This is a genomic window from Acinetobacter sp. 25-47-130, from assembly GCF_056779705.1.
In genome coordinates this window covers 26,066-51,804 of sequence record NZ_JBWYII010000008.1, presented here as the reverse complement: position 1 = coordinate 51,804, position 25,739 = coordinate 26,066, and the positions used below count along the sequence as shown (strand labels likewise).

Here is a 25,739-nt window from a genome sequence, read left to right as displayed (position 1 = left end):
ACCATAGAAAGCCTTTATGCAAATCAGTCAAAGTTTAAATATTGTTACGTTGAGAAAAACTGCCTTTTTATTTATCTGCAGTTGTCTGTTTCTTTTACCGATCAATAGCTTTGCAAAAACTATCCTTATTCTTGGTGATAGTTTAAGTGCTGGTTACGGCGTACCCACCGAGAAAGGTTGGGTCAATCTTTTGCAAAAACGTCTTGATCAACAGTATCCGAAACAACATCGAGTGGTCAATGCAAGTGTCAGTGGTGAAACAAGCAGTGGTGCATTAGCACGTTTGCCTAAATTGCTACAAACACACAAACCAGATATTGTCGTAATTGAATTGGGAGGTAATGACGGTTTACGAGGTCAACCTCCAAAAATGATTCAACAAAACCTAACTCGATTAGTTCAATTGAGCCAAAAATCTAATGCCAAAGTCCTCATATTTGGCATGAAGATTCCTCCAAACTATGGCTCAGCGTATAGCAAAGCCTTTGAAAATAATTATAAAGTTGTGAGCCAGCAATTTAATGTGAAGTTGCTCCCTTTTTTTCTAGAAGGTGTTGCTGGAAATAATAAACTCATGCAAAAAGATCTGATTCATCCTAATGAACAAGCTCAACCTAAACTCTTAAATAATGCATATCCTTATATTAAAGGCGCTCTATAAAGTTATAGACATAGAGATCCATAAATCCCAATCAATAAAAAAGCCAGCTTAAGCTGGCTTTTTTAAAATGCTGATATTAGAAGTCAAAGAATGTAACTTCACCTGTTTCAAGTGAGTATTCTGCACCTACAACTTTTAATTTACCTTGTGCAATCAAGTTTTCCAACACCGCAGAACCATGGCGCAACTGGTTAACTGAAGCAAAAACATTTGAGCGAACCGCGTGTACTGAAAGCTTTTTCAAATCATCTTTTAACTCAGTTTGCATTAAAATTTCGACTGATGGACGTACGCGATTGACAATAGACATCAAATTAACAGATGGCGGTTGTTGAGGATTACGTAATGCTTCAATCGTTGAGTCGATTGCGCCGCAATGTGTATGACCCAATACAATCACTAAAGGACAATTAAAACTTTCGGCTGCAAACTCCACACTTCCAACTTGAGATGGAGCTACGATATTGCCTGCTACACGAATAACAAATAAATCACCTAAGCCCTGATCAAAAACCATTTCAGCTGGAACACGTGAATCAGAACATCCTAATACAATCGCAAATGGCTCTTGAGTTTCAGCCATCTGAGCGCGCTCATGATGCGTCAATAATCGTTGATGCTTGGTTTGACCTTCAACAAAACGTTGATTACCAATTTTTAAACGTTCTAAAGCTTCTTGTGCAGTTAGCATCTTGTATCCATGGTTTATCAAGGTTTGAGGTAATTTTAATACTGTGCTTTTTGATTGTCACTGACAAAATTTAAACTCTGTTACAATTTTTGTTAATTGCTAAAAATATCTTCAATTTCTTCAAATCTGATGATTATGATCATTCCTTACTGAAACACTTTAGCAGCTGATTCAGCGCTTAAATTTATGTTTATGAAGTAAAACTTATTTAAATCGAGAACCAATTATCACAAAAATAGGATTTTTTTTTTACTTTTAACTACTACTTTATAAAAGTCACTTGATTATAATGTCGCCCTGTTTTAAGGGATTTCACCTGCATGTTTGTTCATCTTCCTTTACCCATATTAAAGCATCAACATTTATTTTCCATTTTACTCGCGTTAATGCTCAGCCTCGGTATCTCATCTACCCGAGCAGATACTGTTGAATTTATCGACTATCAAAAAGTTTTAAATGAAGAACGTGCTTGGGCAGGACTATCCAATAAAACGATTCGCGTCGGAGATGTTGTGTGGTCTTATAGCGAAGGTGGTCCTGCTGATCGACCTGCCTTATTACTCATTCATGGTATAGGCATGAATCGAGACAGTTGGAATCATGTAGCTCGGAATCTCACACAGCAACATCGTGTCATTATTGTTGACTTGCCTGGAAGTGGACAAACGCTAACACCGAAGGGATTTGACTTATCACTTCCTCATCTGACTGAACAGTTACGTCGTTTTGCAGAAGCATTACGCATTGAAAACCAGCTTAATCTAGCGGGTCACTCTGTCGGTGGATCAATCGGACTGATGTATGCTGCTAAATATCCTCAAGAAATGAAAAGTTTATTTCTGATCAGTGTCGGTGGATTATTCAGAAGTAACAAAACATTCTTCCTCAATAACCCAATTTATTTAAAGCAGCTTTTAATCTCACAACCTGGAGACTTGAATTATGTTTCTAGGAGAGTCATGCATAAAGCTCCCTTCGTACCCAGTTTAATCAAGAAACAACAAGAGCAAGCACTTATTCAACGCGCGGCGGATACATCTGAGTTGATTCATCAGCTTGTTAAACTCAATCAACAGTACACCGTTGAATCATTTGCTCAATTGTTAAAAAATATTGAGGTTGAAACATTGATTTTGTGGGGAAAACAAGATCAGATAGTCAATGTTGAAGTTGCACATGAATTAGGGACCGCCTTAAAAAAAGCACATCCCCCTATTCTATTAGATCAAATTGGTCATACACCTATCGTAGAAATACCTGATCTTGTGGCGCAACATTACTTAAGTTTTTTAAATAAGATGAATACCGTTAAAACGTCATCATCAAATTAAGGATATTGAGAATTTTCATGGAAAAAAATCCTAAAATAGAACAGTTGATTGAGGCACATTTGGCATTTCTTGATCATGAATTTTCTCAAGATGACACCATTGAAAATGAATTTTTATATTTTTATCAATGGTTTAGAAAACAACCTTTAAAGCAAATTTGGTCTTTCGAGGCGATTAATGCACTGCTTCAAAAACAAATTCTAAATAAACCTGCAACTGATTCTCTCATTCAACAGATTGCGGAGCATATTCGATTTGCGTTGGTTCACCCGCTTAATGAAACGACTCAAATCGAAGATATTATCTCGGTTCACACCATTGATCGAATTGCACTTTATATTTCATCTAAAAGTGCTCACCGCCAAGCTCTAATTAAACGTATTGTGAACAATCCCGCATTTTCGAGTATGCTCACCGAGTTAATCCATCATTCTATTCAGGATTATATTGATAATTCAGTGATGAATAAAAAAGTACCCGGTGTCGGCCGCTTTATGAAAATGGGGAAATCAGTTCTTGAAAGTGTCACTGATTCAAATCTTGATGATACGGTTAAACATTATCTTCAAAAAAATATTATCAAGATCAGTCAAATTAGCGAACAAGTGATTAACCAACACTTTGATGATAATAAGCTATACCACTTTCAAGCCAATCTTTGGCACAAAATAAAGCAAGTCCCACTCTCTGCTGTTAAAAACTATGTTGAAATCAATGATCTACCAAATACTGTGGCAATGGGACATGATATTTGGGACAACCTCCGTCAAACTGAATATCTAAAGCAACAAGTACACGATGGTATTTACACGTGGTATTGCCATAATCAAGACCGCTCTTTTGATCTGATCATGCAAGATATCAATATCAACGAAAGCCTTGTGCAAAATGAATTAAGTGCTCTACTCTCCCCCGTAATTAAGCATATGATTTCTAGTGAACACCTTAAACAACGTGCACGTGTATATCTTGAAAAATTCTACTATTCTGAATCTGCACTAAGTATTCTCACATCTTAATTATAAAACCGCTCCTTAGAGCGGTTTATTAGAAATATGTCGTCGGTATTTGAATCTGAATTTGATGCTCACTCAGCCATGAATTGAGACGTTCTATTTTACGTACGTCCTTTGATTCTCTATGCTCGCTTATAGGATAGATATAATGGCAATTCATCAATAAAAATATACTCTCAACAAGTAGTTTTAAATTTTGCTGAAAACAAGGAAGGTGATGTAACTGTTGAAAAGTTTTAGAACCTGTTCTTAAACTTTCAATAATGGCACTGATCACCTCCTTCGGAGCTTGAATTGGGCCAATCGATGTTTTTAAATTAATATTATCCAATCGCTGATTGTTAAGAATAAGATCTAATCTAATCTTATGTAAAATTCCTAAATGGTCTTCAAAACGGTAATTCACTGATTTTTTTTGAAACAAATCCATACGCTGCTTTGAATCCCGAGCAATATCTTTTAGATACTCTTTTGTATTCGAAATATTCACATCTGATATCAACTGTTGCAAGTCGATTGGAATGCTAAGCGAATCTAAGTTTTCAGTTGGAACTGCACTCCCAATATATGATAGATCAGCTTCGATCTTTAAAATCTCATGTACATCTACACTATAAAGGGGTTGCCAATAATCAGTTAAAAGTTCGTGAGCAAGATAATTGGTATCATTTTTTAATGTATTCACAATTCCTTGTATTTTGTCATATCCAATAAAAGCGCCTCTCCGATTTAATTCACTCACCAGTGCTGTAGACAATTCAATACTTTGAGTAGATTGCTGAGACGTATTTTTATCAACCATGTTAAAGATTTTTTGAATAGGCTGTAAAGTAGCTGATCCAGGAAAGCACATATAGTGTAAATAGAATAGCCCTTGGTCCTTTAAAGATTTATCTAGAATCTGCCTAATAAAATATTGATTGTGTTCAGAAACCCAAGAATACACTCCATGACAGACAATGAAATCAAACACTTCATTATTATTTTTGTTAAATTTTTCAAAGTCTATATTTAAGAATCTTATATTGCTTAACTGTAAGGATTGAGCAAGCTCTGTAGCTCGTTGTATGTGTTTGTCATTAAAATCCACTCCGACAAACTCAGCGTGCGGATTTGCAATTGCTGCCACAATCAAGTTAAGACCACAACTACAACCTAACTCTAAATATCGAAAATTTTGAGATATATCTGGCGCTATATAACCTTGAAATTGGCTGATTGTACTCAGCCAAATTGGCTGCATCTCTGGATAAAAAAACATAGGATAGATAGTGTCAACCACATAGCCATCGACGCGCTTCATTATTTTCCTTATAAACTCGACTATTCAAAGCTTGGAGTGAGATTCTCGCTCTCACTCCAAGCACAAGACATTAAAACTTATAATTCAAGGCAAAGCTGTAACGTCGACCATCAAGCACCCAATCATTTCCATCTTTCAGTACATTTTTGTTTGCAACATTATATACACCAGTAGATAGCTGGAATTGGTCACTATACTTATACACAGCTCCAACATCTACAAATGTATAAGCTGGTGTTTTATCTCCATCGGTATCACCCACTGTTTTGCCACGATAATTCAATTGAGTCCATAAATACAATTGATCATTAAAGTCCCAATCTAAGCCTACATTAAACATATGTTTAGGCAAATTATTCAATGGTTTACCTTCATACTGTCCAGATTTTTGCTCACTATCTGTGAATGTATAAGAGTGTCTATATTTTAAGTAATCTGTGATGTTGTAATCTGTGGTCAGTTCAAGCCCTCTAATTTCGGCCTTATCAATGTTATAGTTGAGTGTATAACCATTTGCGTTATATGGCAGATTAGGGTTGGACTGATAGAAAGCACTGCTATTAACGAAATCATCAATTTCAGATTGAGTGTAAGGCGGCTCACCGTCATTTTTTGGGGGAAGTCGACTACCATCTAAACGACCAGATCGAGTAATTTTATCGTTAAAGTCTGTTTGATAGACCATAAGACTTGCAGACAAACCCAATTCAGGATGAGTGAATGCAAAACCTGTTTCATACGTTAAACTGGTTTCTGGCTTTAAATTTGGGTTTGGCATAATTGCCCCGCCCATTGAGTTCAGCATGTAATCTGGAGAAGAATTACGTAAGCTCGGCGCTTTATAGCCTGAAATTACACCTCCTTTTAAAGTCACGTTGTCTGTAGCTTTATAAACTGCATATGCCTTTGGACTGAAATTATCACCAAAAAACTCATTTTCATCGAAACGACCACTTAAGGTTAGTGCTAACTTATCACTGACATTCCAAGTATCTTCTGCAAAAATTGACCATTGATATCGATCCATTTTAGTGACTTTACCAGCCATCGCTGAATTTTGGTTACTTGTACCATCCTCAAGATTTTCTTTTAAATATCGCCCGCCAATGGTCAGACTATGATCTTCGAAAAAGTACGTTCCTTGGGTATTGGCTGTGATAGTCTCAAATAAAATCCCCCCTGGATTTTGAACTTTACCCACAGTACGCCCTGTAATTGCATTATTTTTATCTTTATCATATTGCAAGTAAGAAGTGAGTTTTAGATTGTCGTACTCACCATCATGAGTAAGGCTAAAATTATTTTTTTCTAATTCTGAGTAAGTCCCTGTATTCGGTACGACATCTGAACGATAGATTAGCTCACCATCATCATTACGATTATTCGTATTATATGCTGGATAATAATTTCCATTAGATAGAACGAAATCTTTACCATCAATATCAACTTTAGGACCCGTTACTGAAACATACTGGGTATAACTTTTACCTGGGTTGTGTGTACGCTCTTGTTGAGTTCTTACATATTCAGCAGTGAGTGTGTTTTTTTCATCTGGTGTAAAAACAAACTTTGTACCTAGATTTGTTTTTTGAAAATCTGGTTCACTCTCACCTGTTTCGGCTGTATTTTTTTGTAATGAACTTTCTTCAATCGTTTGAAGACCAGCTGTAACTTGAACCGAAAGAAGCTTATCAATTAATGGTGCATTTACATACAAGCTGGTATTGGTTGCGTCGTTGTTAACGTCATTCGATTTACCAGCTTTGATATATTCTGTTCGAATACTTGCAGTCAAACGATCTTGATGCTTTTTAGTAATGATGTTAATTACACCACCCATTGCATCAGAACCATATAGAGAGGATGACGGGCCTCGAATCACTTCAATACGTTCAATCGATTCTATTGGCGGTAAGAAGTTTACTGATGCTCCTTGAACCCCCCCATTTGTTGTTAAAAGACTACCATCATTCATTGGACGTCCATCTACTAAAAATAGGGTATAAGCTGATCCCATACCCCGAATGGAGATCGTCTGGTTCGTTCCACCGCCTTGTACAAATACACCTGGAACATTTTTCAATGCATCAGTTACATCACTATAAGATTTTTTTTCTAATTCTTCGGCAGTAATCACTGAAATCGTAGCAGCAGCATCCGCTATATTTTGCTCATAACCACTCGCTGAAGTTACGACAATTGTTTTTAACTTAGTTGTATCTTGTTTTGCATTAGTATCTTGACCAATTTGCTCTTGTGCAAAACTTGAAACCGACATGGTGGTTAAGACAGCAAACGCTAACTTAGATTTTAAAAATGTCTTATGCATTGTGTAATTACCAAAGAATGTGTGGAGAGATCTTGTTCGAATTGTGTCGCATTGTAACAAATGATAATCACTTTGCAATAGATTATGATAACTATTCTCATTTATAGTTTTGTTTTTACATTTCAATTTTATTGATATTACTCATTTTGTTCAGTTTTCATAAAAAAAAGCCCCCTTTTAATGGGAGCTTTTCAAATCAACATTTGTAAATTTAAAGGCAACTTATTTCATATAAGCGCCTTCAGATTGACTGTGGTCTGTCTGGTCCACAACACGTTGTAACTCTGGGATATGCTGTTTTAGCGTAACTTCAACACCTTGTTTAAGTGTCACATCAATTGCTGAACACCCTTGACAGCCACCACCAAATTTCAAGACCGCTGTTAAACCATGCTCAGCATCTTCAACCACTTCAACCAATGCACAGTTTCCACCATGCCCTGCTAAACCAGGGTTAATTTCTGACTGTAATACATAGGTTATACGTTCTTCAATCGATGCATCTGGACCTACACGTGGCACTTTCGAGTTAGGTGCACGGAAAGTCAACTGACCACCAAAGCGATCTTTGTTGTAATCAATCACTGCATCCAATAAGTATGGGATTGATGGTGTATCAATATATGCAGCAAATTTTGGATATTCTTGTTTATAGTCGGTTGGAACGACTTCATCTGGTGCACTATACGCCATGCAGCATTCAGCACGTGGTGTACCCGGATGTTCTACGAAAACACGTACCGCGATACCAGGAGTATTTTGCTTCTCTAAAAGTTCAAACAAATACTCTTGCGCAGTTGGTGTAATTAATAAATTTGGAATTTCTTCAGCAACTGCAGTGCTGGTGTTCTCAGTCGACATAACAATTTTTCCTCAAGCTGAAGACTCTATTTTAACTGAAGATCGGGGATAATATTTAAAATTCAACTAAATTTGTCAGAATTATTATATTAATAACAATTAAATTTAAAAAAATGGCATGATGAATAGAATTAAAGCAATTTATTCAATCTTATCCATATGCTTGATTTACCTTTTAATCATACTGTCACCATCGTTTTAATTACGGTTGCCATTTCACTGGTTGCATTTTCCAATCAAAATATTATGAATCGTTTGATTTTTTGGCCTCCAGCCATGCAGAAAGGTCAATACGATCGATTTATCACGCATGGTTTTATACATGCAGATGGAACACATCTACTGTTCAATATGATCACACTCTTTTTCTTTGGAAGTGTAATTGAGAGTTTTTATCGACAATACTTATATGAACTCGGATTTGTTCTGTTCTATTTAGGCGGTTTAATCGCGGCAATTATTCCAAGCTATTTAAAACATAAAAATGATCACCGCTGGGCAAGTCTAGGTGCCTCTGGAGCAGTATCAGCAGTCTTGTTTGCTTATATTTTATTTCAACCATGGAAACTGATATTTGTCTTCTTTATTCCAGTTCCAGCCATTATTTTTGCCGTGCTTTATGTTGCTTATAGTATTTGGTCAGGTAAACGTGGAAACAGTAACATCAACCACAGTGCACATTTATGGGGTGCAGCCTACGGTGTCGTGGTTACGATATTGATTGAACCTCAAATTATTCCACATTTCTTCAGCAAGTTGCTTCAACTACCGCTCTAATTCTTTGATCATTGCGGGGGCTTAAAACACTCCGCACAAATACCCTTAAATTCAAAGTTGATGCTGGTAAATAAATCAAAAACACAAATTCAACAATGATAATGATTATCATTTATATATTCATGTTAAGCTTTTATCAAACCTCGAGGTATTGATATGACTTACATTAAACTTCCATTGGCACTCATTCTTTCATTCAGCGCCTTTGTTTCATATGCTCAACCTGTTCAATTCACTTATCAAGATCAAACTATTCAACTTCAAAATACGCCACAGAAGCTGGCTGTTTACGAACTATCCGCGTTGGATACACTGAATGCTTTAGGTATTCAAGCATCAATCGTACCCGAAACTACTTTTGTTGGTGCTTTGAAAAAATTTAATGACAAACAATATGTAAAAGCTGGATCTTTATTTGAACCCAACCAAACCTTATTAAAAGAACAAAAGCCAGATCTCATCATTGTCGGCGGGCGTTCTGCTGCAAAATTAAATGAGGTCAAAAAAATTGCACCTGCAATCAACCTCTGGCCTGATACTCAAAACTTCAATCAAGACCTGAAAAATCGCACACTTTTTTTAGCAAAAATGTTTAATAAGGAACAACTCGCACAATCTAAATTAGATCATGTCTATGCCCTTCAAGCACAACTTAAACAACTCACTAAAGGCAAATCCGGCCTGATGCTTTTTGCCATGGGTGATAATTTTATACCGCATGCAAAGAATGAAAGATTTGGATTTGCCTATGATATTTCTGGCTTAAAGTCAGTGGTGCCGTCTGCAGCACCTCAAGCCTCAAGTGCTCGACCTGCTCCAAACTCACCAGAAGCTCTTGCTGCCGCGCAACGCAATTTAGAGCGTCTAGCACATGCAATAAAACAAAATCCTGATTTCATCATTGTGTTAGACCGTGGTGCTGTAAACACGCAAAACTATGCTGCGAAACAACATATTCAATCACATCCATTACTCAAGAATAGTCAAGCAGTCAAAGAGAATCGTGTCATCTTTGTTGATGCCGATGCCTGGTATTTAACGGGCGCTGGCTTAGATAACACTGCATTTATGTTAGAAGAATTGATCAATGGTATAAAAAATACTAAATAATTGATTTTGTTTATAAAGGAAGTCTTCGGCTTCCTTTTTTTAGAAATATCTCGTAATAATTCAATCAATATCTGGTAATTAATGCCACCTAGATCATTAATTTTGTCAGGATAATGTAGGCATCCGCGAATTTATTCATTTTTTTTGAGATTTTTTGCATGTCTAATCAACCTGATGGTTTACAATTTTCCTCTAACACGTCCTCTAAACCCAGCAGTTCAAAATCAGGCCAACGCATCGTCAGTGCGGCATTACAACAGATTCAGCCAGAATACGCTGATGCAGTTATCAATGAAAAGAATTGGCGAAAATCCTATCCGATTCATTTTAAACGGTTGGTAGAATGTGGGCTCTCATCACCTGAAGCTGCGCTGCGCATCGCTCAAGATGGACTTCAACAAGCTTATGAAGAGTTTAGTTTTCAACGTGATCAACATACACATGCATTGAATGAAGTGATGAATCTTAAATCAAAAGATTTAAATACCTACACACTTCAAGGAAACTCTAATGCTGAGCCGCAATGGTTTGTACCTTATCAGGGTAAAAATTTAGAAGGTCAAGCCCTACTCGACCAAATTCAACTTTGGTTAGACCGAGGTATTATAGAAGCATCACATTCACAGGCACTACAAGCGTGTGTGCAGCATCCAGAGTGGTTTGACCTTTCGGATCGAACAATGGTGCTGTTTGGTGCAGCTTCTGAAGCAGGACCTTTACCTTGGCTGGCGAAATGGAAAGCCAATATCGTGGCGCTTGATTTAAATCATGAGCGAGTATGGACAAAGATTTTGAATACTGTTCTGCAAGGCAATGCGACCTTATACGCTCCAAGTGTCGAATCAATAGATTCATCTGCATCTATACGTGAAGCTGCAGAGCGTTTAGGCGTTAACTTATTAACAGATACCCCTGAGATTGCACATTGGCTCACCCAGTTTGATCGAGACTTAGATCTTGCCGCGATTGCGTATTTAGATGGCGAAAAGCACGTTCGTGTTTCTATGGCGATGGATGCCATTATGCAACATGTCAGCCAACAAAAATCCAATACCAGTTTAATGTATATGTGTACGCCCACTGACGTCTACGCTGTACCACAGGAAGTTATTCAAGGTGGATTAGATAAGTTTAAATCACGCTCTAAACTTGAAAATATTCTGTCCAAGAGTATTTCGACTGTCTCTCGTGATTATTTTTTCAAACAAAATGAAGAACGCTTATTCCAATGTCATGATAAACAGTATGGGATCTGCGACTGTCTTGTGGTTGAACAAGGTCCAAATTATGCGTTGGCGAAAAGGATTCAACAATGGCGCGCTACGTTAGCACGGTCACAAGGTCAACGTGTCAGCATTAATATTGCTCCATCGACCACTACACATTCGGTAACCAAAAACCCATTATTAAAAGCTGCTTTCAATGGTGCCAATTTGTTTGATGTTGAAGCATTTGAACCCGCGACGACCAATGCGATTATGGCTGCGTTGTGGATTCATGATTTGAGAAACCCACAGTCGGTTGCCAATCCTGACATCGCCCTCAATCATCCATTAGACTTAATCATGCATGGTGCTAATCATGGTGGATTATGGCGTGTAGCATATCTCGCACGCACCGCCCTACCATTTGCCGCATTATATGGTTTTGCTGAGGAAAAACTCCCCTTGAAAAAACTTTGGTCTAAATTCCAAAAATAAGCGTCATAAACAATTGATCATAAAAAAAGCGCTGATTGTTCAGCGCTTTTTTAGTCTTTAAGTATTGAATTCAATCAGGTGAACTGAAGGAACAACCAGAATAAACCACCTGACAAACAAATTGTTGCTGGCAGTGTGAAAATCCACGCTGATAAGATTGTGCGAACCATTTGGAAGTTTAAGCCCGACTTATTCGCAACCATCGTACCTGCTACAGCAGAGTTTAAAACGTGTGTTGTTGACACTGGCATACCAAAGCCATCAGCAGCAGCAATCGTTGACATTGCAACTAACTCTGCAGACATCCCCTGACCATAAGTCATGTGTTGTTTACCAATACGCTCACCAACGGTAACAACAATACGTTTCCAGCCTACCATCGTCCCTAGACCTAATGCTAATGCAGTCGCAACTTTCACCCATGTTGGAATGTATTGCAGGAATGAATCTAAGTTATCACGGTAGTTGTCTACTGTTTTTTCTTGCGCTTCAGTCATGGCAGGTAAAGCTTCTGCTTTATCTAAACGCTTGAATGCAGTCGTGCTGAGGTACATATCATTACGGAATTCAGCCACTTGATCTTCAGGAACATCTTTAATGGATGTGTAGCTTCCTACTTTTTCACCTAAATGATCCGTCAAGCTTGCCAAAGCTGGCACAACTTCAGGTGTGATTTCTTTGGTTTGGATATATGACGTGATAATTTCACGCGCTTTTTCATCTGGAATATCTTGGTGATTTGGATAAATCAAATCAGCAGTTTGAGCAGATAACTGACCAAACGTTTGGATATGTTGTTGATCTAGACTCTTGTTTAAAGAGTATGCCAATGGCACGATCCCGATCAGAATCAACATAATCAGACCCATACCTTTTTGACCATCATTTGAGCCGTGTGCAAAACTTACACCGGTACACGTGAAAATCAAAATGGCACGAATAAGTGGCGGCGGCGGTTTATTCCCTTCTGGTGGTTGGAATAATTCCACTTGTTTCTTAAAGATTTTTTTAACCAATAAGAACAATACAGCCGCAAATGCAAAACCGATTAATGGTGAGAATAAAAGTGCTTTACCCACTTTCATCACCTGTTCCATGTCTACACCTGACGCACCATTACCTGCGTTTAAGATGTAGTTCATGATGCCCACACCTAAAATTGAACCGATCAGTGTATGAGAGCTAGAAGCAGGGATACCGAGGAACCAAGTTCCTAAGTTCCATACGATTGCGGCAATCAACATGGCAAAGACCATGGCAAAACCAGCACCTGAACCGACGTTCATAATCAATTCAACAGGCAATAGCGCGATAATACCGTAGGCAACTGCACCACTTGCGACCATTACGCCAAGGAAGTTACAGAAGCCTGCCCACATTACAGCGACAGGTGCAGATAAAGCGTTGGTATAAATAACTGTTGCCACAGCATTGGCCGTGTCATGGAAACCGTTAACGAACTCGAAACCCAATGCGATAAACAATGCCGTGGCCAACATGATCACAGCATAAAGATTTAAAGCAGGCACATGAGATAAATCAGCAGCCAACTGAAAACCAATGTAAATCAAGGTTGAAACAATCAGTGTAAGGAACACTGGCATAAAGAATTTCGGCGTTGGCACGTGAACATTCGTCGACTGCATAGGCGTTGACGATTGTGCTGAATCTGAAACTGGAGTTTGATTAGAATTCATGCAAGCAGAGAAAGAGGATAAATATCCCCTCTATTGTTCAATTTAATTATTACAATTATATGACAAAGAGCTGTCATATAAGTCATCCAAACGACACTTATTTAAGAAAATTAAACTTTAAAAACAACCAATATTCAAAATTTAACAATAATAATCAGATAGTTAATACAAAACCCTCATCTTTAATCTTTATTTCAATCGGTAATTAAATAGATGAAATAAAGATGACATCACTGTCACATTTGTTACAACGGCAGTTATTATTACATTAGATTATGACAACATGATGAAATATAGACAGTTTCAGTTTTGATAGATTGATCATCGTAGTTGATGGATGAAATTCATCCTTAATTTTTTGGGAATAGGTTCATAAATTTTTATTTATCAGAAAAGTGGACGTAACTCTGCTAAAATATTGCACCATTATTTGTGCAGATTTTTGTGAGAGTCATTTGATGTCTACCCTCGCCACCTTAAAAGCGCTTCTTGCCAAACGTATCCTGATTATTGATGGTGCAATGGGTACCATGATCCAACGCCACAAATTGGAAGAAGCTGATTACCGTGGTGAACGTTTTGAGGATTGGGCCTACGACCTTAAGGGTAATAACGACTTATTGGTTCTAACTCAGCCACAGATTATTCAAGGCATTCATGAAGCTTATCTTGAAGCTGGTGCAGATATTATTGAAACTAACTCGTTCAATGGAACACGTGTTTCAATGTCTGACTACCATATGGAAGATTTGGTTCCTGAGATTAACCGTGAAGCAGCTCGAATTGCCAAAGAAGCATGTAAAAAATACTCAACACCTGAAAAGCCACGTTTTGTCGCGGGCGTATTAGGACCAACGTCACGTACCACTTCAATTTCACCAAATGTAAATGATCCGGCATTCCGTAACATCACCTTTGATGAGTTAAAAGTTAACTATATAGAAGCGACTCAAGCATTAATTGAAGGTGGTGCAGACATCATCTTGATTGAAACGGTCTTCGATACCCTAAATGCCAAAGCTGCCATCTTTGCAGTGAAAGAAGTGTTTAAAGAAATTGGTTACGAACTGCCAATTATGATTTCGGGCACCATTACCGATGCATCTGGGCGTACACTCACAGGTCAAACCGCAGAAGCATTCTGGAACTCAATGCGCCATGCAGAGCCTTTATCGATTGGCTTTAACTGTGCACTGGGTGCAGATGCGATGCGTCCACACGTCAAAACCGTGTCTGACGTTGCGGATACTTTTGTTTCAGCGCATCCAAACGCAGGCTTACCAAATGCCTTCGGTGGTTATGATGAAACTCCTGAAGAAACTGCAGCATTTATTAAAGAATTTGCTGAAAGTGGCTTAATTAACATTACGGGTGGTTGTTGTGGTACGACGCCGGATCATATTCGTGCGATTGCGCAAGCAGTTGAAGGTATTGCGCCGCGTCAAATCCCTGAAATTGAACCTGCATGTCGTTTAAGTGGTTTAGAACCATTTAACATTACTAAAGATTCTTTGTTTGTGAACGTGGGTGAACGTACCAACGTGACAGGTTCTAAAAAATTCCTTCGTTTAATTAAAGAAGGTAACTTCACCGAAGCTTTAGATGTGGCACGTCAACAAGTTGAAGCCGGTGCGCAAATCATCGACATCAACATGGATGAAGGGATGCTGGATTCGCAAGAAGCGATGGTGCATTTCCTGAATCTGATCGCGTCTGAGCCTGATATTTCACGTGTGCCAATCATGCTTGACTCTTCTAAATGGGAGATCATTGAAGCAGGTTTGAAATGCGTCCAAGGTAAAGCAGTTGTCAACTCAATCTCCTTAAAAGAAGGTTATGACGAGTTTGTCGAACGTGCTCGCCTCTGCCGTCAGTACGGTGCGGCAGTCATTGTCATGGCGTTTGATGAAAATGGTCAGGCGGATACTGCTGAACGTAAAAAAGAAATCTGTAAACGTTCTTATGATGTCTTAGTCAATGAAGTGGGCTTCCCTTCTGAAGATATTATTTTTGACCCGAACGTGTTTGCGGTCGCAACAGGTATTGAAGAACACAACAACTACGGTGTGGACTTCATTGAAGCAACCGGTTGGATTAAACAAAACCTTCCAAATGCGATGGTGTCAGGCGGGATCTCAAACGTATCGTTCTCATTCCGTGGTAATGAGCCTGTTCGTGAAGCGATCCATGCGGTGTTCTTGTATCACGGCATTCAACAAGGCTTAACCATGGGGATCGTCAACGCAGGTCAGCTTGCAATTTATGATGATATCGATGCTGAGCTAAAAGAAGCTGTTGAAGATGTGGTACTGAACCGTAACCAAGGCGCAAGCGGTCAAGAAGCGACTGAAAAATTGCTCGCTGTTGCGGAAAAATATCGTGGTCAAGCGGGTGCGCAAAAGGCTGAAGAAAACCTTGAATGGCGCAATGAACCTGTAGAAAAACGTCTTGAATACGCGTTAGTTAAAGGTATTACGACTTATATCGATGAAGATACTGAAGAAGCACGTTTAAAATCAGCTCGTCCACTTGATGTGATCGAAGGTCCACTCATGGCAGGGATGAACGTGGTGGGTGACCTGTTCGGTGCCGGCAAAATGTTCTTACCACAAGTGGTGAAATCTGCACGTGTGATGAAACAAGCCGTGGCTTGGTTGAACCCATTTATTGAAGCAGAAAAAACCCAAGGCGAAGCCAAAGGTAAAATCTTGCTTGCTACTGTTAAAGGCGACGTACACGACATCGGTAAAAACATCGTGGGTGTGGTACTTGGCTGTAACGGTTATGACATCGTTGACCTTGGCGTGATGGTACCGTGTGAGAAAATCTTACAAACAGCGATTGATGAAAAAGTTGACATCATCGGTTTATCAGGTTTGATTACACCGTCATTGGATGAAATGGTTTTTGTTGCCAAAGAAATGCAACGTAAAAGCTTTAACATTCCACTCATGATTGGTGGTGCGACAACATCGAAAGCGCATACTGCCGTGAAAATTGCGCCGCAATATCACAATGATGGCGTGTACTACACTGCTGATGCCTCTCGTGCAGTCGGTGTTGCAACGCAACTTTTATCTGCTGATATGAAGCCTCAATTGGCAGCGGACTATGCAGCGGATTATGAAAAAATCCGTACACGTCTAGCGAATAAGCAACCGAAAGCCGCAAAACTGTCTTATGCTGAATCAGTTGAAAATGGCTTCAAAATTGACTTTGAAAAGCATGCACCTGTAAAACCAAACTTTATTGGTTCTGAAACATTCACCAACTATCCTTTAGAAACTTTGGTGGAATACTTCGACTGGACACCATTCTTTATTTCTTGGAGTTTGGCGGGTAAATACCCGAAAATCCTTGAAGATGAAGTTGTGGGTGAAGCTGCACGTGATTTGTTTGAACAAGCACAAGCGATGCTCAAAGACATCATCGAAAATAAACGTTTCGATGCGCGCGCTACTTTCAGTCTTTACCCTGCCAACCGTGTTGCAGCAGACACTGTTGCGGTAACTGATGAAAATGGCAATGTGACGCATACCTTTGAGCATATTCGTCAGCAGTCTGACAAAGTGACAGGCAAAGCGAATTTCTCACTGGCTGACTTTGTAGCGCCGAAAGACGTGGCGCAAGATTATTTGGGTGGTTTCACTGTATCGATCTTTGGTGCGGAAGAACTTTCGCAAGAATACAAAGCCAAAGGTGATGACTATAACGCGATTATGGTTCAAGCCTTGGGTGACCGTTTTGCAGAAGCATTTGCTGAACACTTGCACCAACGTATTCGTAAAGAGTTCTGGGGCTACCAAGCCGATGAACAGCTTTCGAATGAAGAGTTGATCAAAGAGAAGTATGTGGGTATTCGTCCTGCACCGGGCTACCCTGCTTGTCCTGAACATTCTGAAAAAGCGCCATTGTTTGACTGGTTAGGTACGACTGATAAGATCGGAACTTACTTAACCAGTAGCTTTGCAATGTGGCCGCCTTCATCAGTCAGCGGTTTCTACTACGCCAACCCTGAGACTGAATACTTTAACGTGGGTAAAATCTCTGGTGATCAACTTGAAGATTATGCGAAGCGTAAAGGTTGGACGTTAGATGAGGCGAAACGTTGGTTAGCGCCGAATTTGGATGATTCTGTTGTTTAACTAAACATATCTAATATTTAGAAGATCTTCCTAAAATGGGAGATCTTCTGAATTTAAATGTTGTTTAAAAACATCTAAAGATAAATTTTCAAAAAATATTCTTGCAGTCATCTTCATTGGAATTAATTTTTCTATATCAATTTTTGGATTTCCTAATTGTAAACCTGTATTAAGTGTCTTTAATATTTTTTCTTGAGCAGGCTGATCAATACTAGGATCAACTATTAATAATTTCAAATTATCATTTTTAATGAGGGCCTGTTGTATTAATTTATTAATATGATCATCACTAAAGCTGTATCCCACAATTACTATAAACTTCAAATTTGAATGTAATGAACAACGCCTAAGTTCATATATACTAAATAAATAAGGATCTAAAGATTTCATCTTCATCATTGTCCCAAAAATCACTTGAGGATCTTGAGGTATAGATGCTGATGTAATTAACTCTCCCTTTTCATTTCTTTTCCAATTAATTGATCCATGCAATTTATATAGATAAGCATCTACATTACTTTCCAAAGGTAGATCGAACCTATCATATGACCAAATACAAGTATCGAAATCAAAACCCGACTCTAAATTATAAGAATTTTTTCTGAAAGCTTCTTCAACACAAATATCATAATTTAATGAGAATATTCTGATTGGAAAACTAACTTCACGAGATAAACTACCTATAGCACAATAATAGGATGATACATTATAATTATCCAAAGTTACCCATTTATATAATGAATTACGAATCATTTCATCTAACTTATCTACTATATCAAAGTCTTCTCCAGAGGTCTTAATAAGTTGATTAGACCAATTCCCAATAAATGGATATAAAATATTTTCTTGTTTTTGTTTTAAAGACTCTATTACATTTAAAATATCCTCAATACTCACAACATTAGAAGGGTTAAATTCTCTTAATCCTCGCTGATATAGAATTGAACTTTTTAGTAACAAATATAGCTCTTTTTCTTTTATATACTTTTCCCCTGATAAAATCTCCTCAAACTCGGAGACCATTTTGGCTGCATGAGGTATATTTGAATCAACACTTGCTCCAGCTCCCAATACAAAAATAATACTTTCACTATCTAAAATTTCAATACTATTCATTTATAAAAACCAAGGTATATTAGTTTGAATTAAACTAAGTTCTGAAAGCTCTTCTTCTTTCCCATATTCATAAAGTAATGCAACAAAATTAGCTATATTTTTAGAATAGACTAAACTTACAGGTAATGAATTAGAATTGAATCCATGCCAATTTGCATTTGAAAGTTTGTATATATCATCTAGATAATCAATCTTATTTTCACCTTCAGATGGATATAACAATTCAATATCTAAAGGCTTAGAGGGGCGATTAGAAATCTTTTCATCACTAACACACCCATCTGTCCAAAGCAGAGTTTTTTTCTTATCAAGTTCAAAAATACTTCCTTTTTTGACTACACAATCATTTCTATTTATTGAAAATCCAATATATTTTTTTGATTTATTAAGCTTCAATATAACTATTTCCAAGTCTTTCTCGAAAACCTCTTTAATAATCTCTTCTATTCTTGTCATTTCATAGATAGATATTCTTGTAGTAATGTGAAATACAATTGATTTAAATTTATTTTCCAATCGATTTTTTTGTATATAAATCAAACTTTCTCTTAATTGTTTAAAATAACTTTCCTTATCCTTAGAAAAGGATAAAGACATTGAAAAGTTAAATACTCCTGATGAATCACTGCAAACTGCATAAGCGTAAAATTTTTCATTGTTTTTATGACAAGTACCAATACCAATTATAAGTTTTTCTTCGCTTAATTTCCTATTAGTAACTTTCCATGGTATACCTCCAGATTTACAAAATATTTGCAGTGCAATGTTAGAACCACTATATTTTAATTTATCACTATAAAATAATCGATCAAGATATAAAAATTGTGATGATACATCATTTTTTAAACACCTTAATTTACACTCCAAATAGAATTTCTCTGCATAATCAGCCTCTCTTTTAGGCATACAAAATATCAAAAATGCATCTTTATCTTTATGTAAGATATCAGATTCTATACGATCAACAGTTTCATCATCAAAGTTAAATATTTCAAATTTATTAGTTAAATTTTTTATATCAATATCAAACATATTTTTTAGTCCAGAAACATAGCTAGGATATAATTGTCCTGATAATGTATTATGGACTTTTAATGCAAACTCCCTTTCACTTTTACGAAATATAAAATAATAATTTTTCTGTATCGCTTTTTTATATTTTTTATTATTTTTTAATAAATTAAAATTACTTATCTGCTCTATCTCATTATTTGAATAAAAGCAATTAGCTAAAATATTTTCATTTATACTCAAAGGCTTTGCAATAATTTTAAAATTTATTTTCTCAAATATCGGTATTATTTTTTTATTAAAATTACTACTCAGAAAAAATCTAATATCTTTATTATAGAAAGAATTAGCTTTAGGAAAACTTTCATTAGTCAACGAAAAGGAAAGTTGCTGTTCCTTAACAGTATTATATTCATTTAAATTCCTAAAATGAAAGCCTATTATAAATCCAAACTTTTTTAATTTTGAAATATATTCAGGCTGAATATAAATTTCCCTAACTCCAACATCATATTTTTCTACTTCAACAAAAAATTTAATCTTATTTTTCTCAAATTCATCAACATCTGAGAATTCTAACCCACTATTTTTTAGTAAATTACTTATATACCATAATGTTAAGAATTTATTTTTAAAACTTGAAATAGTAATTTTTTCAAAATCTTCTCTCTCCAAGAAAGAAACTTCATAATCATTTAGATTTCCATTTACTTCTAACTTAAATTTTTTATTTTCTCTATGTAACAGACAAAAATCAAAAGGATGAATATACACTTTGATTTCAAAATTCTGTTCTTCTATCTCAAAAAAATTGAGCTCAATAGCCATATTATTTTATTAAAATTCAAATATTTGTTTAAATATTAAGCTATATTTTTTCGTTACGCAATAGATCAACTCTCATACTTCTTCCACTTCAACAAATTAAAGGCCTAGCAAAATCTAAACTATTAAAAGACTAGTTTCCAAAGCTCCCTTTGCATAAAAGTAGCGACTACTATCAGCCTTAATCACTAAATTATCTCCCACCTTGCGAAGCAGTACTTCTCACCCCATAGGGAGAGAGAGCGTTCATTATGATGAAGTAAAAACCAGTATAAATTCAGTAAATAAAATACCCTCTCCTTTTAGGAGAGGGTTAGGGAGAGGTGAAAATAAAACCACCCGCCCCCAAATCATCCGTTTTAACATTTTTAGATCAGCAAATATTTCAAGTTTAGTGAATAATTAAAACTTATTAATGAAATTACCAAAAGTTTGATATTTCCATGAAAAAACTCATCAACCACCCTGAAAACTTGGTTGTCGACATGTGCAAAGGCTTTGTCTTGGCACACCCAGAACTTGCATTCACTGAGTCTCACAAAATCATTTCAAGAAAAGAAAAACACAATAATGTTGCTCTCATCAGTGGTGGCGGTAGCGGGCATGAACCTGCACATGCAGGCTTTGTCGGTCAAGGCATGTTAGATGCGGCCGTATGTGGCGATGTCTTTGCATCACCTTCACAAATTCAGGTCTATAAAGCATTGCAGCACGTCGCAACTGACAAAGGCGTGCTAATGATCATCAAAAATTATTCTGGTGATATGATGAATTTCCAGAACGGTGCAGCTTTAGCAACTGAAGACGGAATTCAAGTCGACTTTGTGAAAGTTGCAGATGACATTGCGGTTAAAGATAGTTTATATACAGTCGGTCGTCGTGGTGTCGCAGGCACAGTCTTTGTTCATAAGATTGCAGGCGCAGCAGCATCTAAAGGCTTAGAATTAGGTGAAGTTAAAACAGTCGCTCAAAAAGCGGCTGACAATGTCATCAGTTTAGGTTTTGCCTATAGCTCATGTACTGTTCCTGCTAAAGGTACACCAACCTTCACGCTTGCTGATGATGAAATGGAATACGGCGTGGGTATTCACGGTGAACCGGGCATCCGTCGTGAAAAAATCTTGCCGGCAAAAGAACTGGCACAACGTATGGTCGATGATCTGTTTTTAGATCGCCCAGACATGAAAGAAGTCGCAGTTTTGATCAATGGCTTTGGCTCAACGCCAATGCAAGAACTGTATCTGTTTAACCATGATGTATGCACACACCTTGCGCGTAAAGGCATCAAAATTTACCGTACCTTTGTCGGCAACTATATGACCAGTATCGACATGAATGGCGCATCCATTTCATTACTTGAATTGGATGATGAACTCAAAACATACTTAGATGCCCAAGCCAACACCCCTGCCTTTAAACTTGATGGTTCACCAGCTTTAGCCATTGAGTTTGCGATAAAAGATACGGCTACTCAACATCAAGGCAATAGCAAAGTTGAAACTGCAGCAGAACATGCTGAAATTCAAAATGAGCTATTCACCATTGAAAACATGCGCTATGTGGTCGATGTCATGGCTGCCTGTATTATTAAAAATGAAGTGCCATTTTGTGAGTTAGACGCACACGCAGGTGACGGCGACTTCGGCATGAGTGTGGCTAAAGGCTTTAAACAACTCAAGAAAGAATGGCAAAGCTTGATCCAAGCGAAGCATATGGATGAATTCTTGCTCAATAGCTCCATGATCATTATGGAACATTGTGGCGGTGCATCAGGTCCAATCTGGGGTTCAGCATTCCGTGCCGCAAGTAAAGCCATTCAAGGTAAAACCACGTTAAGCGTGGCGGATTTTGCCGATATGCTGCAAGCCGCAGTAAAAGGTATTCAAACCACAGGCGAACGTTCATTTGGACGTGGCGCTGTTGTCGGTGATAAAACGTTGATCGATGCTTTAGTGCCATGCGCAGATTCATGGTCTGCCAACACCGATAAAAGCTTTAAGGAAAACTTTATCTTAGGTGCTCAAGCTGCTGTTCAAGGCGCAGAATCGACCAAAGAGATTGTTGCACGTATGGGTCGTGCAGGTACTGTCGGGGATCGTAGCTTAGGCTATCCTGATGCAGGTGCATATGGTTTAGGCGTGATTTTTACCGATATTGCTGATCATCTAAAATAACATCTACACATGACATAAATGATTGATTAGTTATGTAAAAAAGCCCTGATGATTCAGGGCTTTTTTTGCTTTTTATTTTTTAAAACTTGATAATAATGCGCTGGTAATCGCCTGATTATGTGATGCCACACGAGACTTCTTCGCTTTCGCTGACTGGTCAGCTACACGTTGAATTTTGACTGCTTTTAATTTGCCTTGATTTTCAACAACCTGAAATTTGACTCGGTCATTACGTTTTGGCTCACCTTCATCTGCAGGAAAGTCAGAAATGTGGAAAAAAATATCCTCACCTGCACCACCAATAAAACCAAAACCTTTATCGGCATGATAAATTTTAATTTTGCCTTGCTGGACTTCAGACTTCATAACATTCCCAAAAAACGGTATACAATTTTCAATATTATACACGCATCTTAAAGCGCATCATCTTTGCTGATCACTTTAAATAATCATGCAAATGCTGTTGGACAATGGCGCGTTTGTGTCCTTTACTTTGTTGTTCCGATAACAATGATTCCGCATCTAAGACCACTACTCTGTGACCATCATCCTGTAGACGTTTCACACCTTCAAATAACATTCGAGCACCGACATCATGGATCAAGGTCAAATGTGTAAGATCAAGCACTACTTTATTTTTACCTACAGGCTCATTCTGTAACTCACGCAAGAACATTTCAGTCTCTGTAAATTGCAAGACACCACGTAGCTCATACACCACCATGCCATCATCATACTCACGGCGACTTTGGATAATGGTTTGTGCTGAAGGGGTTCCCTCCATTAAATGTAATCCCATATCACTTGATAGACGTTCAAAGATTTCCACACCTCGAACACTGTTGCCATGGCTGTCTAATTTAGGCGAAAAAACCGCAATTCCAACCTGACCTGGTAAGACACCAATGATCCCCCCTGCCACACCACTTTTGGCAGGAATACCAACGGTGGTCAACCAATCTCCAGCTGCATCGTACATACCACACGTCATCATGACACTAAGTACCTGACGACATACCTGACGATCTAAAATACATTTTCCCGTAACAGGGTCTTTTCCGCCATTCGCCAATACACTGCCCATTCGTGCTAAATCTTTCACGGTGACTTTAATCGCACACTGTTGAATATAACCATGAACAATATGCTCTGGGTCTTCTTCTAGCACGCCGACGGTACGCAACATATATCCAATCGAAAGATTACGAAATGCTGTCTTGAGTTCAGATTGATAGACTTGCTCATCAAAGGTTAATTCGCGCCCACACAGTTCACTCAAGAAACGTCGTAAATGTTCTGCACGAGAAACAGTCTTTTTATGAGGTAATAAAGAATGTGTCGTAATCGCACCCGAGTTAATCATTGGGTTCTTGGGAATCGATCGTTCTTTTTCTAATGAGATTTGATTAAATGCTTCCCCCGAAGGTTCAACACCAACTTTTTCTAATACCTGAGCCAAACCATGTTCTTGAATCGCTAACGCATAAGCAAATGGTTTAGACATTGATTGAATCGTGAACTCAACTTCATCATCCCCTGACGAATAAATCGTACCATCAATGGTTGAAAGTGCTAAAGCGATACGATTTGGATTGGCAGCTGCCAGTTCTGGAATATAGTCAGCTAATGCTCCTTCGGTATTCGCATGACATTGGTCCAATACATGGGCAAGATAATCAGGTACAGGTGTCTTCATTTTTATTCTCTTGGTGATGAGTGGAGACCCAAGATAAGATCTCAAATTTGAAATTCAGCTGTCGATATCGTGTCACATTTGACTTGATTACGACCATTTTGCTTTGCAAGATATAGTGCTCTATCCGCTGCACTATAAATCCTTTGCTTTACTTCGTCTGTGGGTAGATGTGGTAAATTTTGTGACATCGCCACGCCAAAGCTTGCGGTCACTTGAATAAAAGTCGCTGGGCTAATCTCAATTTTTTCACTTTCGATCGTTCGACGGCAGCGTTCTGCGATGATTAATGCTTCGTCGATATCACCATCTTTAAGTACTAGAACAAACTCTTCACCACCGAGTCGTCCCACTATATCCTCTTCTCGTGTTTGCTGTTTTAAAATGAGAGCAATACGTTTAAGTACAAGATCACCAACATCATGACCATAATTGTCATTAATCTGCTTGAAGAAATCGAGATCTAAGATGATGAAAGCAAAGCTGCGATTTTGTTGAATTAACTTACTAATAAACTGATTGATGTAACGACGGTTATAGAGGTTGGTTAACGCATCTTTCTGACTTAGTATTTCAATCTTACGCTCACGTCGTCTCCACTGCGACAAGATCAACTCAAAAAAAACTGCTGAGCACAACAGTATGGGTAAATATAGTACCGCCATACTTTTCAGCCAAAAAGGATTGGCATACAAATTAGATTGATTCAGTGCATCACTAAATAATGGTGCATAAGTCAGTTGACCATTGGCCGTCAGTACTGCCAACCACAAGATAATACAAGCAATAATAAAAGAGACGCTATAGATGATGCGCTGTTCATATAACACAAAACCAATTAATACAATATTGACCGTTCCCGCCATCACCGCAGGACTATAAATCCCAACCGTGTATCCTGAAAAAATGACAATCAATCCATAAAATAAGGGGATTAAATAGCCCAAGATTCGGCGAGCAGTAGCATTTTTACGAAGCATTAAAGCGATTATCAGAAAACACATGGTCAAAATCACTTGTGAACATGTGGTCAATGTCCGATGAGGATAATATTCTGGATCTAACCAAATTTGATATTCTGAATGGAAAGTTAGGTAGTACCACAACCAATGACCGATGAGCATCAACAGCCCAAATATAAGTAACAGAATCCCTTTATTAAAGTTGGACCAGTTAATAATAGAACGATCAGATTCTAACAAGACATATTTGATAGCTTGCAATAAACTGCGCTGTTGTTGTACTTCATTCTCTCGAGTCATCATCTAATTGTATTATCGAATATTCATATTTATTTTT

Annotated in this window: 18 protein-coding genes; 8 read left to right on the top strand and 10 right to left on the bottom strand. The window is 37.7% G+C overall.

Annotated elements, in window-relative coordinates:
* The first annotated feature begins 16 nt into the window (after window positions 1–16).
* Window positions 17–661 (top strand): arylesterase, encoded by a 645-nt coding sequence (locus AC1M83_RS10340; RefSeq protein WP_481586523.1) that lies wholly within the window; start codon window positions 17–19, stop codon window positions 659–661.
* A 76-nt stretch (window positions 662–737) separates the two neighbouring features.
* On the opposite strand, the gene AC1M83_RS10335 is transcribed toward AC1M83_RS10340, so the two are convergent.
* Window positions 738–1,352, bottom strand: a complete 615-nt coding sequence (locus AC1M83_RS10335) for a carbonic anhydrase (protein WP_035266649.1) — start codon at window positions 1,350–1,352, stop codon at window positions 738–740.
* A 320-nt stretch (window positions 1,353–1,672) separates the two neighbouring features.
* Between AC1M83_RS10335 and AC1M83_RS10330 the strand changes: the two genes are divergently transcribed.
* Together AC1M83_RS10330 and AC1M83_RS10325 are read left to right on the top strand one after the other, a co-directional pair.
* The gene (locus AC1M83_RS10330) at window positions 1,673–2,683 is read left to right on the top strand and encodes an alpha/beta fold hydrolase (protein ID WP_481590609.1); all 1,011 of its coding nucleotides are present in this window, start codon (window positions 1,673–1,675) and stop codon (window positions 2,681–2,683) included.
* Window positions 2,684–2,700: 17 nt separating this feature from the next.
* Entirely contained in the window at window positions 2,701–3,702 is a 1,002-nt protein-coding gene (locus AC1M83_RS10325; protein WP_481590608.1) for a hypothetical protein, read from the top strand.
* Window positions 3,703–3,730: 28 nt separating this feature from the next.
* On the opposite strand, the gene AC1M83_RS10320 is transcribed toward AC1M83_RS10325, so the two are convergent.
* The 3 genes from AC1M83_RS10320 to nfuA form a co-directional block, all read right to left on the bottom strand.
* Window positions 3,731–5,002, bottom strand: coding sequence for a class I SAM-dependent methyltransferase (locus tag AC1M83_RS10320; RefSeq protein ID WP_481590607.1), 1,272 nt, complete (start codon window positions 5,000–5,002; stop codon window positions 3,731–3,733).
* Window positions 5,003–5,072: 70 nt separating this feature from the next.
* The gene (locus AC1M83_RS10315) at window positions 5,073–7,331 is read right to left on the bottom strand and encodes a TonB-dependent receptor domain-containing protein (protein WP_481590606.1); all 2,259 of its coding nucleotides are present in this window, start codon (window positions 7,329–7,331) and stop codon (window positions 5,073–5,075) included.
* 222 nt (window positions 7,332–7,553) lie between these two features.
* The gene (gene nfuA, locus AC1M83_RS10310) at window positions 7,554–8,192 is read right to left on the bottom strand and encodes a Fe-S biogenesis protein NfuA (RefSeq protein WP_035269609.1); all 639 of its coding nucleotides are present in this window, start codon (window positions 8,190–8,192) and stop codon (window positions 7,554–7,556) included.
* Window positions 8,193–8,351: 159 nt separating this feature from the next.
* On the opposite strand from nfuA, the gene AC1M83_RS10305 reads away from it, so the two are divergent.
* The 3 genes from AC1M83_RS10305 (at window position 8,352) to AC1M83_RS10295 (ending at window position 11,779) form a co-directional block, all read left to right on the top strand.
* The gene (locus AC1M83_RS10305; protein WP_035269610.1) at window positions 8,352–8,969 is read left to right on the top strand and encodes a rhomboid family intramembrane serine protease; all 618 of its coding nucleotides are present in this window, start codon (window positions 8,352–8,354) and stop codon (window positions 8,967–8,969) included.
* A 156-nt stretch (window positions 8,970–9,125) separates the two neighbouring features.
* Window positions 9,126–10,079, top strand: coding sequence for an ABC transporter substrate-binding protein (locus AC1M83_RS10300; RefSeq protein ID WP_481586530.1), 954 nt, complete (start codon window positions 9,126–9,128; stop codon window positions 10,077–10,079).
* 158 nt (window positions 10,080–10,237) lie between these two features.
* Window positions 10,238–11,779, top strand: a complete 1,542-nt coding sequence (locus AC1M83_RS10295; protein ID WP_481590605.1) for a hypothetical protein — start codon at window positions 10,238–10,240, stop codon at window positions 11,777–11,779.
* Between the two features lie 74 nt (window positions 11,780–11,853).
* Here the strand turns inward: AC1M83_RS10295 and AC1M83_RS10290 are convergent, their stop codons facing one another.
* Entirely contained in the window at window positions 11,854–13,476 is a 1,623-nt protein-coding gene (locus tag AC1M83_RS10290; RefSeq protein WP_035269616.1) for an inorganic phosphate transporter, read from the bottom strand.
* A gap of 458 nt (window positions 13,477–13,934) precedes the next feature.
* Here AC1M83_RS10290 and metH point away from each other — a divergent pair, with 458 nt between their 5' ends.
* Complete coding sequence (metH, locus tag AC1M83_RS10285) at window positions 13,935–17,621, top strand: methionine synthase (RefSeq protein WP_481590604.1); 3,687 nt, start codon at window positions 13,935–13,937, stop codon at window positions 17,619–17,621.
* A 30-nt stretch (window positions 17,622–17,651) separates the two neighbouring features.
* On the opposite strand, the gene AC1M83_RS10280 is transcribed toward metH, so the two are convergent.
* Window positions 17,652–18,737 (bottom strand): SIR2 family protein, encoded by a 1,086-nt coding sequence (locus AC1M83_RS10280; protein WP_481590603.1) that lies wholly within the window; start codon window positions 18,735–18,737, stop codon window positions 17,652–17,654.
* On the bottom strand, window positions 18,738–20,576 hold the full coding sequence (locus AC1M83_RS10275) for a Piwi domain-containing protein (protein ID WP_481590602.1): 1,839 nt from the start codon (window positions 20,574–20,576) through the stop codon (window positions 18,738–18,740).
* A 440-nt stretch (window positions 20,577–21,016) separates the two neighbouring features.
* On the opposite strand from AC1M83_RS10275, the gene dhaK reads away from it, so the two are divergent.
* The gene (gene dhaK, locus AC1M83_RS10270; RefSeq protein WP_481590601.1) at window positions 21,017–22,747 is read left to right on the top strand and encodes a dihydroxyacetone kinase subunit DhaK; all 1,731 of its coding nucleotides are present in this window, start codon (window positions 21,017–21,019) and stop codon (window positions 22,745–22,747) included.
* Between the two features lie 72 nt (window positions 22,748–22,819).
* Here dhaK and AC1M83_RS10265 read toward each other — a convergent pair whose 3' ends face one another.
* The 3 genes from AC1M83_RS10265 to AC1M83_RS10255 all read right to left on the bottom strand — a co-directional run bounded on the left by AC1M83_RS10265 (window position 22,820) and on the right by AC1M83_RS10255 (window position 25,705).
* The gene (locus tag AC1M83_RS10265) at window positions 22,820–23,113 is read right to left on the bottom strand and encodes a cold shock domain-containing protein (RefSeq protein ID WP_481586536.1); all 294 of its coding nucleotides are present in this window, start codon (window positions 23,111–23,113) and stop codon (window positions 22,820–22,822) included.
* A 70-nt stretch (window positions 23,114–23,183) separates the two neighbouring features.
* Window positions 23,184–24,443 carry a glutaminase gene (locus tag AC1M83_RS10260; RefSeq protein WP_481590600.1) on the bottom strand — a complete coding sequence of 420 codons (1,260 nt, stop codon included), beginning with the start codon at window positions 24,441–24,443 and terminating at the stop codon, window positions 23,184–23,186.
* 41 nt (window positions 24,444–24,484) lie between these two features.
* Window positions 24,485–25,705: a GGDEF domain-containing protein gene (locus AC1M83_RS10255; protein ID WP_481590599.1), complete on the bottom strand. Its 1,221-nt coding sequence runs from the start codon at window positions 25,703–25,705 to the stop codon at window positions 24,485–24,487.
* Window positions 25,706–25,739 lie beyond the last annotated feature (34 nt).

Coding starts and splice junctions, on each gene's coding strand:
- AC1M83_RS10340 (WP_481586523.1), top strand. CDS start 17: ATGCAAATCAGTCAAAGTTTAAATATTGTTACGTTGAGAAAAACTGCC.
- AC1M83_RS10335 (WP_035266649.1), bottom strand. CDS start 1,352: ATGCTAACTGCACAAGAAGCTTTAGAACGTTTAAAAATTGGTAATCAA.
- AC1M83_RS10330 (WP_481590609.1), top strand. CDS start 1,673: ATGTTTGTTCATCTTCCTTTACCCATATTAAAGCATCAACATTTATTT.
- AC1M83_RS10325 (WP_481590608.1), top strand. CDS start 2,701: ATGGAAAAAAATCCTAAAATAGAACAGTTGATTGAGGCACATTTGGCA.
- AC1M83_RS10320 (WP_481590607.1), bottom strand. CDS start 5,002: ATGAAGCGCGTCGATGGCTATGTGGTTGACACTATCTATCCTATGTTT.
- AC1M83_RS10315 (WP_481590606.1), bottom strand. CDS start 7,331: ATGCATAAGACATTTTTAAAATCTAAGTTAGCGTTTGCTGTCTTAACC.
- nfuA (WP_035269609.1), bottom strand. CDS start 8,192: ATGTCGACTGAGAACACCAGCACTGCAGTTGCTGAAGAAATTCCAAAT.
- AC1M83_RS10305 (WP_035269610.1), top strand. CDS start 8,352: ATGCTTGATTTACCTTTTAATCATACTGTCACCATCGTTTTAATTACG.
- AC1M83_RS10300 (WP_481586530.1), top strand. CDS start 9,126: ATGACTTACATTAAACTTCCATTGGCACTCATTCTTTCATTCAGCGCC.
- AC1M83_RS10295 (WP_481590605.1), top strand. CDS start 10,238: ATGTCTAATCAACCTGATGGTTTACAATTTTCCTCTAACACGTCCTCT.
- AC1M83_RS10290 (WP_035269616.1), bottom strand. CDS start 13,476: ATGAATTCTAATCAAACTCCAGTTTCAGATTCAGCACAATCGTCAACG.
- metH (WP_481590604.1), top strand. CDS start 13,935: ATGTCTACCCTCGCCACCTTAAAAGCGCTTCTTGCCAAACGTATCCTG.
- AC1M83_RS10280 (WP_481590603.1), bottom strand. CDS start 18,737: ATGAATAGTATTGAAATTTTAGATAGTGAAAGTATTATTTTTGTATTG.
- AC1M83_RS10275 (WP_481590602.1), bottom strand. CDS start 20,576: ATGGCTATTGAGCTCAATTTTTTTGAGATAGAAGAACAGAATTTTGAA.
- dhaK (WP_481590601.1), top strand. CDS start 21,017: ATGAAAAAACTCATCAACCACCCTGAAAACTTGGTTGTCGACATGTGC.
- AC1M83_RS10265 (WP_481586536.1), bottom strand. CDS start 23,113: ATGAAGTCTGAAGTCCAGCAAGGCAAAATTAAAATTTATCATGCCGAT.
- AC1M83_RS10260 (WP_481590600.1), bottom strand. CDS start 24,443: ATGAAGACACCTGTACCTGATTATCTTGCCCATGTATTGGACCAATGT.
- AC1M83_RS10255 (WP_481590599.1), bottom strand. CDS start 25,705: ATGATGACTCGAGAGAATGAAGTACAACAACAGCGCAGTTTATTGCAA.